The organism is Micromonospora sp. CNZ303, assembly GCF_004345505.1.
The window spans coordinates 219,831-231,836 of sequence record NZ_SLVT01000002.1 but is presented as its reverse complement, the minus strand read 5'-3'; the positions used below and the strand labels follow the sequence as shown (position 1 = coordinate 231,836).

The window sequence follows — 12,006 nt, the reverse complement described above, 5'->3', positions numbered from 1 at the left end:
ACCCGATGAGCCCGCCGAAGCCCGTCGCGCCGGCGAACCCGCCGCTGACCCGCACGGCCCTCCGGCGCAACCGGATCGTCGCCGTGACCGGGCTGACCGGCGTCTGGATGCTGCTGTGGGGCACCCTCTCCTGGGCCAACCTGATCAGCGGGCTGGTGCTCTCCGTCGTGCTGCTGGCGGTCTTCCCGCTGCCGCCGGTGACCTTCGCCGGGCGGATCCGCCCCGTGCCGCTCGCGCGGTTCTGGGTGCGTTTCCTGCGGGACCTCGTGGTCGCCTCAGCCCAGATCGCCTGGCTGGCGGTGCGGATCGGGCACCCCCCGCTCAGCGCGATCATCGCCGTGCAGTTGCGGGTCAACACCGACCTCAACCTCACGCTGACCGCCGAGGCGCTGTCCCTGGTGCCCGGCAGCCTCATCCTCGAGGCCGACCGGACGACCGGCACCCTCTACGTGCACGTCATCGGCGTCCGCAGCCGCGAGGAGGTCGAGCGGTTCCGGCAGGGCGTGCTGGACCTCGAAGCGCGGATCGTCGCCGCCATCGGCTCGCCCGACGAACTGCGCCGCGTGACGCAACCCCACGCCGCCGGCCCGTCGGAGCCGGCCAACCCGGAAGGGGTACCCAGATGACCGTCGTCGCCGTGACCGTCGCCGCGCTGCTCGCCGTGGCCGTCGGGCTGACCCTCGTCCGCATCATCCGCGGACCGTCCATCCTCGACCGCGCCGTCGCCACCGACGTCCTGCTCGCCGTCGTCGTCGCCGCCATCGCCACCGAGGCCGCCTACAGCCGCGACGCCACCGCGCTGCCCGTGCTGGTCGTCCTCGCCATCCTCGGATTCGTCGGCTCGGTCAGCGTCGCCCGGTTCGCCGCCCGGAGGAACGACAAGTGACGCTCGACGCCGTCCTCGACATCGCCGCCGGCGTCTGCCTGATCGCCGGCGCGCTGCTCTGCGTCGCCGCCGGGGCGGCGCTGCTGCGCTTCCCCGACCTGCTCGCCCGGATGCACGCGGCGGCCAAGCCCCAGGTGCTCGGCCTGCTGCTCGTCCTGCTCGGCTGCGCGCTGCGCCTGCGCACGGGGGTGGACATCACCACCCTCGTGCTCGTCGGCGCCTTCCAGCTCGCCACCGCGCCCGTCGCGGCGCACATGGTGGGCCGGGCCGGCTACCCGCACGACGAGATCCGCCGCGACCTCCTGATCACCGACGAACTCGCGCCCCACCTGGACCGCATCAGCTCCGGCCGCTCCTGACCGGCGTGGCCGCGGCGCCTCTCCGGTAGTCGCGCGGACTGCGGGGGAGTCGAGCGGCGACGGCCCGTCACGATCGGCGTCCGACCGGACATGGAGTGGACGTGAGCTCCGCGACCGAGCACGAGGACCGTTTCCGAAGCGTCTACGCCGAGGGCTTCGAGCCGCTGCTGGCGTACGCCCTGCGGCGCGTCGAGCATCCCGAGGACGCGGCCGACGTGGTCGCGGAGACCTTCCTCGTGGCCTGGCGGCGCAGACACGAGATGCCGACGGAAGCCGAGACCCGGCTGTGGCTGTACGGCGTCGCCCGGCGGGTGCTCGCCAACCACCATCGCAGCGGCAGGCGCCGGCATCGGCTGGGCGAGCGGCTACGACAGGGGCTCACGGCCGCGATCGCCGCCGACCCGGGCAGCGAGGTGCCGGCACGGCTCACCGTCCAGGCCGCGCTGGCCCGCCTCTGCGAGCTGGACCGGGAGGTGCTGATGCTGACCGTCTGGGAGGGCCTGGAGCCCCGGGAGGCGGCAGCGGTCCTCCGGGTGAGCCCGGCGGCGGTCCGTACCCGCCTCAGTCGCGCCCGGGCCAGGCTGCGCGACCTCGTCCGTGACGACCCCGACCCACCCGGACATGTACTCGACGTCCTGACCGCACCCACCCCGAAGGAGGGCCGATGACCGAGGAGGACCTCGACCGGATGGTTCGAGACGCCGACCCCTACCGACCCGCCGTCATCCGGCACCTGGACGGGGCGAAGCAGACCCTCCTGGAGGAGATCATGTCCGAGCCGAGGCTCGAACGCGTCGTCGAGTCACCGCCACCACGCTCCCGAGCGGGCCGCGGCATCGTCCGCCGCTTCGCCGGCGCGCTGACCGCCGCCGCCGTCCTCACCGGCCTGCTCGCCGTGTCCACCGTGCTGCGCGAGCATCCGGACGACAGCCGGGCACCTGTCACGGATGCCGCCAGTGCGGGCGCCCCCGTCGTCTACTCGCCGGTGGCGATGAAGGCCGCCGAGGGGAACCCGCGGCTGCTCATCGACCAGCCCGGCTGGAAGGTGACCACCGTCTACGGGTTCACCGAGCAGCAGGGCACCATCTCGTTCAGCAACGGCGGGCGCCAGTTGGAGATGAACTGGTACCCGGCCGGACAGTACGAGGGCTTCCGCGCCGACCGGCTGAACGTCAGCCCCCCGCAAGCGGTGCGGGTCGACGGCTGGCCGGGCGACCTGTTCCGCTACAGCTCCGACGACTTCGCGGTCATGCTCCGCCCTCGCGACGGCGCCTTCGTCGAGCTCCGTACCGGGGGAGGCTGGAGCCGGGACGAGTTCGACGACGTCCTCGCCGCCGTCGTCCGCGTCGACGTGCGGACCTGGCTGGCCGCGCTACCAGCGGAGATCGTCACGCCCGCGCGGGTGAACGAGGAGGCGGCCAAGGTGCTCGCCGACGTGCCGCTTCCGCCGAACTTCGACCCCACCGCGCTGGGTGACGTGGGCACCAACGACTCCTACCAGTTCGGCGCCCAGGTGACCTCCCGGGTCGGCTGCGCATGGATCGCCGAATGGCTACGCGCGAAGCGCGCCGGCGACGACGTGGCTCTCCAGCGCGCCGGCGACGCCCTGCGCAGCAGCCACAACTGGCGCGTGCTGCACCAGATGAACGACGAGGGCGACTGGCCGGAGGTGTTCTGGGAGATCGCCGACAAGGTCGCCGCCGGCAACCCGCCGCCCGCGTACGCCCAGGGGTTGGGCTGCGACTGAGCGCCCCGATCGTCGCCACGCCGGCACTCGCGCAGCGCGAGTGCCGGCGTGGCCCCGTGTCCGGTGCGGGCGTCGAGCGGCCATCCAGAAGCGGCGTCATGTGGTGTCGCCGTCAGGACACCGCGTTGGACGGCCGGTTGCTAGGACGCCTGGCGGACAGGCATGTCGGCCCGCCAGACGTCGGCCAGGTCGCTGAGCGGGACGTCGAGGGCCTGGCTGAGGCCGACCACGGTGCCGAACGCCGGGGCGGGAAGGCGACCCGCCTCGATCTTGCGCAGCGTCTCGGGGGAGATGCCGGCTGCCAGGGCCACCTCGACGAGGCTGCGGCCGGCCCGCGCGGCCCGGAGGGCGGCTCCGAGGCGCTGGCCCGCTGCGATCTGTTCGGCGGTGAGTGGTTGGCGAACCATGCCAGCAGGATACCCCCGGAGCATCCCGACCTGGCGTGGTATAAAAATACCGCACAGGGGAGAGGGAGGCTGTCGTGATCGAGCTCAAGTCCGCCGAGGAGATCGACCGGATGGCGGTGACCGGCCAGTTCGTCGGCGAGCTGCTCGCCGAACTGCGCGACGTCGCCGCGGTCGGCGTCAACCTGATGGACCTCGAACACCACGCCCGCCGCCGGATCAAGGAACGCGGCGCCGAGTCCTGCTACTGGGACTACGCCCCTTCGTTCGGCCGTGGCCCGTTCCGCAACGTGCTGTGCCTGTCGGTCAACGACGCGGTGCTGCACGGCCTGCCGCACGACTACGTCCTGCGCGACGGCGATCTGCTCAGCATCGACATGGCGGTCGGCATCGACGGCTGGGTCGCCGACTCCGCGCTCTCCGTCGTCGTCGGCACCCCTGACCCGGCCGACCTGAAGCTGATCGAGGCCACCGAGGTCGCACTGGAGGCCGCCATCACCGCCGCCCAGCCCGGCGGCCGCCTCGGCGACATCTCCGCCGCGATCGGCGAGGTCGCCCGCTCCTACGGCTACGGCGTCAACGCCGAGTTCGGTGGCCACGGCATCGGCCGCACCATGCACGAGGCCCCGCACGTGTCCAACGACGGCCGCCCCCGCCGGGGCCTGAAACTCAATCCCGGCCTCACCATCGCCATCGAGCCCTGGTTCTGCCGCTCCACCGACAAGATCAAGTTCGACAAGGACGGTTGGACGATCCGCTCCGCCGACGGCTCCCGCACCGCCCACTCCGAACACACCGTCGCCATCACGGCCGCCGGCCCCCAGGTCCTGACCCGCCGCTCCACCCATGGCGCCACCTCTGCCGACCCCACCAGGAAGCCCGCCACAGCTTCCTGACCCACTGCCCCGCCTCGGGCGTGAGCGGATGTCGACGGGACAGCGGGCCAGGGCTGCGCCGACGGCTTCGCGGACGACGGTCCCGCCGACGACTCTCGCCGACGGCGGTCTCGCTGGAGGCTGAGACCTGGTCAGGATTCAGAGCGTCTGACGGTTCCGCCGCTCCTGCTGGCCGGCTGGCGCCGGGTCGGGCGCCCTCTCATCGGCCTGTCGGGGCGGCTGCCGGTCGTCGGGCGGTTGCGGCGGCGAGATCCAGGTGACCAGCACGACTGAGATGATCATCAAGAGGAACCACGACGTCAGCTTTGTCAGCGAGACCGGATGCCATCCGCCCACCTGGCTCGGGTAGAGCCAGGCGTTCGACCAGGTGGCGATGTTCTCTGCGAGCCAAATGAAGAAGGCGACGAGGAGGAAGGCCAGCAGCAGCGGTATCCGCCACCGCACCCGGAAGATGCGGAAGTGCATGACACAACGCCCGAACACGAGTGCGACGAGCGCGACGAGCAGCCACCGCAGGTCGTGGACGTAGTGGTTGGCGAAGAAGTTGAGATAGATCGCAGCCGCCACCGCGGCCGTCAACCAGCGCTTCGGGTAGCGCGTGAAGCGCAGGTCGAACAACCGGTTCACCCGGACCAGGTAGGAGCCGACCGCGGCGTACATGAAGCCGCTGAACAGGGGCACCCCGCCGAGTCGGAGCATGCCGTCGGGCTCGTAGGTCCACGAACCGATGTGGGTCTTGAACAGTTCCATGAGCGTTCCGACGAGGTGGAACAGGACGATCACCCGTAGCTCGCGCAGGGTCTCGAGGCGACCGGCCAGCATCGCGACCTGGATGGCGATGGCGGCGACCGTGAGGGCATCGTTGCGGGCGAACGCTGCTTCGTCCGGATACCACAGGTGCGCCGCGCAGATGACCGCGAGCATGGCGGCACCGAACACACATGCCCATGCCTGTTTGAGCCCGAAGGCCAGGCACTCGGTCAGCCACCCGGCCGGCCCGCGACGCGGCAGCCGGGCCAGCGCGACGCGCAAGCGGGCATCGATCGCGCGTTCGGCCGTGGTGAGCGAAGCCGGTTCGACGGGGACGTGTCGCATCGCCCGAGGTTAGTGCTCTCGCAACGGCGACATCCGCGCTGGCGGCACGCGGATGGCCCGCACGATCGCGACTGCCTGGACGACGATGACGACAGCAGCCGGCGGCACTGGAAGACCTACTGTGTCTCGTCTGGTGGGCCGCAGGACGGGCGGTTCGTCTGGGTTGACGACGAGATCGCCGAAGCGGGGTGACCCCGCCGCAGGCGCCGCTGACGTTCCAACCCCTCGCCCCGTCACGAACAGAGTGATCGGCGACTACGTCCGGGAGGTCGGTGACGTGGTCGGGCCCCTTCTCGGCTGGCGCTGCGTTCGATACCATCAAACAAATTTGCGGGCAGGCCCGCGCGGTACCGCAGGAGGTCAGGTGCGCAGAGCAGCGGCGGAGCGTACGCCGGAGTCGGAGGTCCGGCCGGATCTCGTCGGCGCCCGGATGCGGCAGTTCCGCAAGGACCGGGGACTGACGTTACGTGGGCTGGCCGCCCAGTCCGGTCTCTCGATCGGCTTCCTGTCCCAGGTGGAACGGGGCGTCTCCTCGATCGGGCTGACCGCGCTGAACGGCGTGGCCACCGCGTTGGACCGGCCGGTGGCCGAGTTCTTCAACGGCGACGGAGCCAGCCCGGAGGGCGCCACCGAAGCCGAGCTGCCGCACCACTTCACCCTCACCCGCGGCGAAAACGGCGCGAAGCAGTACGTCTCCGGGCAGCAGACCTACCGGATGCTCTCCGACCGGGGGGCGGGCCTGGTGCTGGAGCCGATGATGGTGCACATCGCCCCAGGTGGACGGCGCGAGGAGGCGTACGGGCACGCTGGCGAGGAGTTCGCCTACGTGGTCCGCGGAGAGCTGCTCTACGAGGTCGACGGGGTGGAGCACCGGTTGTATCCCGGTGACAGTGTGCACCTGCGCTCGAACGTGCCGCACCGGATGTACAACGACACCGACGAGCTGACCATCGTGGTCTCGGTGGTCACGCCCCGGCTGTTCTGAGTCCCGGCGTCGATCTGCCGGGACTCAGTTCACTCTCACGTAACTTTCTTGGCGACGGCGCCCGGTGCCCGACAGGAGCGCAGCCGCCGGTCCACTTCGGCGACTGTGGCGTGCCAGACCTCCGCATTCGGATCGATCACGGCGAAGTGGTCGCCGGGCTGCTCCAGGTAGCAGATATCGTCCCCGGCCGCCCGGGCCGCCGCGGCGTACCGCCGGTTGAAGTCGACCAGGTCGAGGTCGTCCCCGGCGCCCTGGACAACCACCTGCGGCACCTGCAGCGGTAGCCGGGACAACGGATCCGCGGCGGCGTACACCTCAGGAAGCTGCTCCCTGCTCCCGCCGAGGGCGTTCGGGACGGCGGCCGTGCCGATCCCGCGCCGTTCCCCCTCGACCAGATCCAGCACCCCGGCCAGCGACACGGCGAGCGCGAGTCGGCCACCGTCGGCGGCCAGCCGAAGGGCGAGTTGCCCACCGGCGGAGTGCCCGAGCACCGTGACCCGGTCGAGGTCGAGTCGACAACCATCGGCAGCCGGCTCGGCGCCGCGCGCCGACGATCCGGCCGCCACCGGCTCCGCGCCGGTCGCCACTGCTACCGGCTCCGACCCGACCACCGCCGGCAGTGCCGCCAACGCGGCGGCGACGTCCATGGTGGTGGCCGCCCAGCCGTGCCGGTCCGGCCGGCGGTACTCGACGTTCCAGCTGGCGTAGCCGCGAGCGGTCAGGTCGATGGCGATGGCGTCCATCAGGTCGGCACCCCAGTTCGACCGCCAGAACCCGCCGTGCAGCAGCACCGCGACCGGCACCGAGGTGCCGATGTGGCCGGTGGGCATCCGCAACTCGGCCCACTGGTCGGCATCCGGGCCGTAACCGATCCGCCGTGCCGGGTGGCGCAACCGGTGCACGGCGTGCCGGATCGCCCAGGACACCCCCCACATGCCCCGCCCCGCATAATGGACGGAACCCTCGGTCACCGGGACCGCCCCGGTGTCGGTCAGGTCGTACCAGACGGTCCGGACGGCATGCGGCCCCGGCCGGGTGAGCAACGCGCGAGTCGCCGGGTCCGGGCCGGGCAGCACCACCAACGCGCACTGTTCGTCCCGCCCGGCCGCGTCCAGGGCGTCCCGCAACGCCCCCTCGTCATCGGTGGCGAGCACCCGGCCGGCCACGCCAAAGGCCGCCGCTTCGGCCTCGGTGACCTGATCGATCAGGCCCGGATCGGCGACCAGACCGGGGCCGGTGACGACGAGGACCCGCCGGACGTCGGTCACGAAGCCACCGCCGAAGCCACCGCCGAAGCCGTCGGTGCCGGCACCGACGCCGACGGGACGGACACCGGCTCCCGGCGCAGCAACGGCAGCACCGCTGAGCCGATCAGTTCCACCCCCCGCGCGTCGGTGAGCCCGTGCGGCGTACCGAACTCCACCCGGCGCACCCCTGCGTCGATCAGGGTCTGTGCCTGCGCGGCGACCTGCTCCGGGGTGCCTGAGAAGGCGAAAAGGTCGAGCAGATCGTCGCCGATGAGCCGCCCGGCCGCCTCGTGCTGGCCGGTGTCGACCAACTCCTTCACCCGATCGAGCAGTTCGGCCGGGACCTCGGCGGTGGGGTCCAGATCGGCTACCACGGCCAGGTACATGGCGACCTCGGTGCGCGCCTTCGCCCGCGCGGCCCGGCCGTCGGTGTCCACCACGGTCACCGCGCCGAGCACGATGCCCACCTCGTCGACGTCCCGCCCGACCGCCTCGGCACCAACCCGCAGCCGGTCCCGGATCACCCGGACCATCGCCGGGTTCGCGCTGCCGCCAACCTTGATCTCACTGCCGATCCGGCCGGCGAGCGCGGCGCCCTTCGGTCCCCAGGCGCCGAGGAGCAGCGGCGGATCGGGGCGCTGCACCGGGTAGCGCAGCGCGGTGCCGGGAGCGAGCCGAAACACCGAGCCCTCGAATCCGTCGACGTCCCCGCCGAGCAGCCGGTAGACGACCTGCACCGCCTCTTCGAGCGCCCGCAGCGGACGAGGCTGGTCGAGGCCGACCGCTCCCAGCCAGGTGCCCCGGGCCAGGCCGAGGTAGGCCCGCCCGTGCGAGGCCAGGTCGAGGGCCGCGATCTGGCCGGCGATCTCGTATGGGGCCATCGAGTACGGGTTCAGGCAGGCCGTGCCGAGGCGGACCCGCTCGGTCGCCGCGGCCATCTCCAGCAGCGGGAAGATCGGCGGCTGGTACATCAGGTCACCGAAGACGGTCAGCACGTCGACGCCCCACCGCTCCGCTTCGCGGGCCAGTCGCGCGTAGTCGCCGGCCCGTTTGTCGCTCTGCAGGCCGAGTCCAATCTCCACGGGTCGCACCCGGATCTCTCCTCTTCTCGCCCGGTGGTCCGGTCGTCGTTCGGTCCGGTCCTCGCCGGTCGGGGTCAGGTCAGGTCGGCGGAGTTCATCCGGCGGCGGCAGGTGCGCTCCACCCGCATCACCAGTTGCTCCTCCGGATCTGGGCAGGCGAAGAGCGAGTCCTGGGCCAGCCAGTCCCCGGCAGCCAGGTCACGTTGTTTGGCGGCCAGGAACGGCAGCACCGACGCGAGCGCGTAGACGCAGAAGTGCTTACCCTCCGGCAGCCGCAGGTGCGCGCTGTTGGTCAGCTCGAACGAGTCGCCGACCGCCATCCCGCAGACCGACCGACCGTCGATCCGGTCCACGCTGACCCGCAGGTCGTACAGCTCCATGTCACCGTCTTCGACGGCGTTGGGCTCAGTCATGTCAGCTCCTCTCCGCGCCGTCCGCGACGCGGACGACGAGTTTGCCGGTGGTACGCCGGGCAGCCAGGTCGGCCATCGCGGCCGGGGTCTCGGCCAGCGACACCACCTGGGACACCGGCGGCCGGACCGCGCCGGCCGCATGCAGCGCGAACAACCTGTCGTACGCCTCCCGCACAGCCTCCGGGCGCGCCCACGGGTACGCCGATCCCCAGGAGAGGCCGACCACGGTGGCGTTGCCGACGATCAGCCGCAGCGGGTCCACCGGGGGTGGATTCCCGCCGGCGGTGCCGACGGCGACCAGCCGGCCCTCGAAGGCCAGGCAGTCCAGCGAGCGGGTGAAGACCTCCCCGCCGACCGGGTCGATGACGATGTCCACCCCGGCCCCGCCGGTGGCCTCCCGGACCGCAGTGACGAAGTCGTCGGCCCGATAGTCGATCGCCAGGCCGGCCCCGTTCGCCCGGCACCGGGCGGTCTTCTCCGGACCGCCCGCTGTGCAGATCACCTCGGCGCCGGCCGCACGGGCAAGCTGGGTCGCCGCGATGCCGACCCCGCCCGCCCCGGCGTGCACCAGCACCGTCTGCCCGGCGGCCAGCCCGGCCCGTTCCAGGGCAAACCAGGCGGTCTGGTACGTCACCGGCAGCGCGGCGGCGTCGATCGGGTCGATGGTGGACGGTCGGGGTGTCACCAGCGCGGCGGCCAGCGTGACGGTCTCGCCCAACGCCCCGCGCGGCAGCGTGGGGCAGGCGATCACGTCGACGCCGGCCAGCGCCTCGGTGCCGGGTCCGGTGCCGATCACCCGGCCCGCGAGCTCCACCCCGGGAGTCACCGGGAACGGCGGCTGGAGCGGATACGTGCCGCGACACAGCATCACGTCGAGGAAGTTCAGCCCCACCGTCTCCACGGCCACGCTCACCTCACCGGGGCCTGGCGCGGGTTCGGCCGGGCCGTCGGCCAGCCGCAGCACGTCGGCGGGTTCGCCGGGTCGGTCGGCGAGTAGCCGGCGCATCAGCCGGCCCGCCCGATCCGCACGCCGGTCAGACCGATGCGCACGCCGACCCGTACGCCGGCCCACCGGACGCACCCACCGACCCGGCCGGTGTTCACGCTGCCTCCGCCCGGACCAGCTCGGCGTGGTGGTGCGCGATCCGCCAGCCGTCGTCAGTGCGCCGCATGACGTCGGTGACCCGGGTGTGCTGCGCCTGGCCACCACCGGCCGGTACCGAGACGAGGACGTACCGGGCCACGGCCACGTCGCCCCAGACGTCGACCCACACTTCCTCGGGGGCCAGCCGGTCCAGCGCCGGTCGGGTGCCGGCCGAGTCCCGCTGGGCGCGGTACGCGTCCAGCTCGGCGCGGGTGCGCAGCGGACCCGGCAGGTGCGTCTCCCAGGTGGTCACCTCGGGGTGCAAGTGCGTGTCGAACCGCCGCGTGTCACCCGCGAGGAACGCGTCGTACATGTCGTCGATGCAGGCCGCGATCGCGGCGGTGTCTGTTTCGGTCACTGTGCGCTCCATCCCGCCCGGTCGTCGCGGACGACCTGGCCACCCTTCATCACCCACCGCACGCCCCGGAACGCGGCAGTGTCCGCGAGCGGGTCACCGTTCATCGCGACCAGGTCGGCGTACTTTCCGGCCTCGACGGTGCCGAGGTCGGCCTCGGCGCCCAGCCACCGGATCGGACCGAGGGTGCCCGCGTAGAGGGCGCGGGCCGGACCGAGGCCCCCTGCGGACATGTACTCCAGCTCCCGCACCGACGCGTTGGTCCCCTCGAACTGCCAGAACGGCGGCATGTCGCTGCCGAGCAGCACCTCCACCCCGGCGGCCAGGGCCATCGCGTAGCTCTCCAGGTGCCGAGGACCGGCGCCCAACGAGCGGCACTGCATCCACTCCGGTACGCCCAACTCGTCGAAGAACTCCTTGCAGCGGGTGACCAGCAGGGTCGGCACCAGCGCGGTGCCGCGCCGGGCCATCCGCGCGGTGACGTCCTCGGTGAGCTGGTAGCCGTGCTCGACGCAGTCAAGTCCCAGCTCGACGGCCTCGCCGATGACCACGGCGGGACCGGCGTGCGCGGTCACCTTCCGGTCCCAGGCGTGCGCGGTCCGGATCACCGCGGCCAGTTCGTCGGAGAAGAGCTGGCGGGTGTGGATCGACTCGTGTTCACCGGCGATCCCGCCGGAGATCATCACCTTGATCAGGTCCGCGCCGGCCCGCACCTGGGTACGCACACCGCGCCGGAAGCCGTCCGCGCCGTCGCACTCCATAGTGTCCGAGCTCTCGTGTCCGTGCCCGCCGGTGCAGACCAGCGCCTGCCCGGCGGTGAAGATCCGCGGTCCGACCACCCGGCCGGCGGTGATCGCCCGGCGCAGCGCGAAGTCGGCGTGGTCCTTCTCGGCGACGCAACGGACCGTGGTGACGCCGCAGTGCAGCGTGCGCCGGGCCGCGTCGGCCATGTAGAAGGCCAGCTCGTGCGGGCTCATCCCCTTGACGGTGTCGCCCCCGGAACCGGGCAGCGACAGGGACAGGTGGGTGTGCATGTTGGTCAGACCCGGGGTGAGGTACGCCCCGCCCAGGTCGATCCTCGGCACCGCGCCGTCGCGTTCGGCCTCGGCCAGCACCTCGGTACGGGGTCCCACGGCGGCGATCCGGTCGCCGCGTACCCAGACCGCCGCGTCCGGCACCGGGTCGACCCCGTCGACCACCCGACCGTCGAGCACCGTGCAGTTGGTCAGGACCACCTGAGACTGATCCGTCGGCTCCGCCGGGTTCATGCCAGCTCCCCGCTGTAGTAGTAGTCGTTGCGGGCCGCCTCGGCGGAGACGTACCCCTCGGCCACGTCCCGCCGGACCGCCTCCGGATCCCGCTGACGCGGATCGCCGTGCCCACCGCCACCAGC

At 72.2% G+C, this 12,006-nt stretch carries 15 protein-coding genes; 7 read left to right on the top strand and 8 right to left on the bottom strand.

The window, feature by feature from the left end:
- Positions 1-5: 5 nt before the first annotated feature.
- The 5 genes from EV374_RS04350 (at position 6) to EV374_RS04330 (ending at position 2,992) form a co-directional block, all read left to right on the top strand.
- Complete coding sequence (locus EV374_RS04350) at positions 6-626, top strand: Na+/H+ antiporter subunit E (RefSeq protein ID WP_132232392.1); 621 nt, start codon at positions 6-8, stop codon at positions 624-626.
- Positions 623-886, top strand: a complete 264-nt coding sequence (locus EV374_RS04345; RefSeq protein WP_089002241.1) for a monovalent cation/H+ antiporter complex subunit F — start codon at positions 623-625, stop codon at positions 884-886. The genes EV374_RS04350 and EV374_RS04345 overlap by 4 nt, the downstream gene beginning before the upstream one ends.
- Positions 883-1,245: a monovalent cation/H(+) antiporter subunit G gene (mnhG, locus tag EV374_RS04340; protein ID WP_132231780.1), complete on the top strand. Its 363-nt coding sequence runs from the start codon at positions 883-885 to the stop codon at positions 1,243-1,245. Before EV374_RS04345 ends, mnhG begins: the two co-directional genes overlap by 4 nt.
- 101 nt (positions 1,246-1,346) lie before the next feature.
- Positions 1,347-1,913 (top strand): RNA polymerase sigma factor, encoded by a 567-nt coding sequence (locus EV374_RS04335; RefSeq protein WP_132231778.1) that lies wholly within the window; start codon positions 1,347-1,349, stop codon positions 1,911-1,913.
- A complete protein-coding gene (locus EV374_RS04330) occupies positions 1,910-2,992 on the top strand; it encodes a hypothetical protein (RefSeq protein WP_132231776.1) in 1,083 nt (360 codons plus the stop codon). The genes EV374_RS04335 and EV374_RS04330 overlap by 4 nt, the downstream gene beginning before the upstream one ends.
- Positions 2,993-3,132: 140 nt before the next feature.
- On the opposite strand, the gene EV374_RS04325 is transcribed toward EV374_RS04330, so the two are convergent.
- The gene (locus EV374_RS04325; protein ID WP_132231774.1) at positions 3,133-3,399 is read right to left on the bottom strand and encodes a helix-turn-helix domain-containing protein; all 267 of its coding nucleotides are present in this window, start codon (positions 3,397-3,399) and stop codon (positions 3,133-3,135) included.
- A gap of 74 nt (positions 3,400-3,473) precedes the next feature.
- On the opposite strand from EV374_RS04325, the gene map reads away from it, so the two are divergent.
- Positions 3,474-4,292 carry a type I methionyl aminopeptidase gene (map, locus tag EV374_RS04320; RefSeq protein ID WP_132231772.1) on the top strand — a complete coding sequence of 273 codons (819 nt, stop codon included), beginning with the start codon at positions 3,474-3,476 and terminating at the stop codon, positions 4,290-4,292.
- Between the two features lie 138 nt (positions 4,293-4,430).
- Here map and EV374_RS04315 read toward each other — a convergent pair whose 3' ends face one another.
- Complete coding sequence (locus tag EV374_RS04315) at positions 4,431-5,387, bottom strand: DUF817 domain-containing protein (RefSeq protein ID WP_132231770.1); 957 nt, start codon at positions 5,385-5,387, stop codon at positions 4,431-4,433.
- A 364-nt stretch (positions 5,388-5,751) separates the two neighbouring features.
- Here EV374_RS04315 and EV374_RS04310 point away from each other — a divergent pair, with 364 nt between their 5' ends.
- Positions 5,752-6,372, top strand: coding sequence for a helix-turn-helix domain-containing protein (locus tag EV374_RS04310; protein ID WP_486485573.1), 621 nt, complete (start codon positions 5,752-5,754; stop codon positions 6,370-6,372).
- 35 nt (positions 6,373-6,407) lie between these two features.
- Here the strand turns inward: EV374_RS04310 and EV374_RS04305 are convergent, their stop codons facing one another.
- The 6 genes from EV374_RS04305 to EV374_RS04280 all read right to left on the bottom strand — a co-directional run bounded on the left by EV374_RS04305 (position 6,408) and on the right by EV374_RS04280 (position 11,881).
- A complete protein-coding gene (locus EV374_RS04305) occupies positions 6,408-7,640 on the bottom strand; it encodes an alpha/beta hydrolase fold domain-containing protein (RefSeq protein WP_132231768.1) in 1,233 nt (410 codons plus the stop codon).
- A complete protein-coding gene (locus tag EV374_RS04300) occupies positions 7,637-8,701 on the bottom strand; it encodes an LLM class flavin-dependent oxidoreductase (RefSeq protein ID WP_132231766.1) in 1,065 nt (354 codons plus the stop codon). Before EV374_RS04300 ends, EV374_RS04305 begins: the two co-directional genes overlap by 4 nt.
- Before the next feature lie 74 nt (positions 8,702-8,775).
- Positions 8,776-9,114: a TIGR04076 family protein gene (locus EV374_RS04295; protein WP_132231764.1), complete on the bottom strand. Its 339-nt coding sequence runs from the start codon at positions 9,112-9,114 to the stop codon at positions 8,776-8,778.
- Position 9,115: 1 nt separating this feature from the next.
- A complete protein-coding gene (locus EV374_RS04290; protein ID WP_486485572.1) occupies positions 9,116-10,120 on the bottom strand; it encodes an NADPH:quinone oxidoreductase family protein in 1,005 nt (334 codons plus the stop codon).
- A 94-nt stretch (positions 10,121-10,214) separates the two neighbouring features.
- On the bottom strand, positions 10,215-10,616 hold the full coding sequence (locus EV374_RS04285; RefSeq protein ID WP_486485571.1) for a nuclear transport factor 2 family protein: 402 nt from the start codon (positions 10,614-10,616) through the stop codon (positions 10,215-10,217).
- The gene (locus tag EV374_RS04280) at positions 10,613-11,881 is read right to left on the bottom strand and encodes an amidohydrolase family protein (RefSeq protein WP_132231760.1); all 1,269 of its coding nucleotides are present in this window, start codon (positions 11,879-11,881) and stop codon (positions 10,613-10,615) included. Before EV374_RS04280 ends, EV374_RS04285 begins: the two co-directional genes overlap by 4 nt.
- Positions 11,882-12,006 lie beyond the last annotated feature (125 nt).

Bases quoted from the DNA above. Each gene is read 5' to 3' on its own strand.
- EV374_RS04350 (WP_132232392.1), top strand. From the start codon at position 6: ATGAGCCCGCCGAAGCCCGTCGCGCCGGCGAACCCGCCGCTGACCCGC.
- EV374_RS04280 (WP_132231760.1), bottom strand. From the start codon at position 11,881: ATGAACCCGGCGGAGCCGACGGATCAGTCTCAGGTGGTCCTGACCAAC.
- EV374_RS04330 (WP_132231776.1), top strand. From the start codon at position 1,910: ATGACCGAGGAGGACCTCGACCGGATGGTTCGAGACGCCGACCCCTAC.
- EV374_RS04345 (WP_089002241.1), top strand. From the start codon at position 623: ATGACCGTCGTCGCCGTGACCGTCGCCGCGCTGCTCGCCGTGGCCGTC.
- EV374_RS04325 (WP_132231774.1), bottom strand. From the start codon at position 3,399: ATGGTTCGCCAACCACTCACCGCCGAACAGATCGCAGCGGGCCAGCGC.
- EV374_RS04315 (WP_132231770.1), bottom strand. From the start codon at position 5,387: ATGCGACACGTCCCCGTCGAACCGGCTTCGCTCACCACGGCCGAACGC.
- EV374_RS04290 (WP_486485572.1), bottom strand. From the start codon at position 10,120: ATGCGCCGGCTACTCGCCGACCGACCCGGCGAACCCGCCGACGTGCTG.
- EV374_RS04295 (WP_132231764.1), bottom strand. From the start codon at position 9,114: ATGACTGAGCCCAACGCCGTCGAAGACGGTGACATGGAGCTGTACGAC.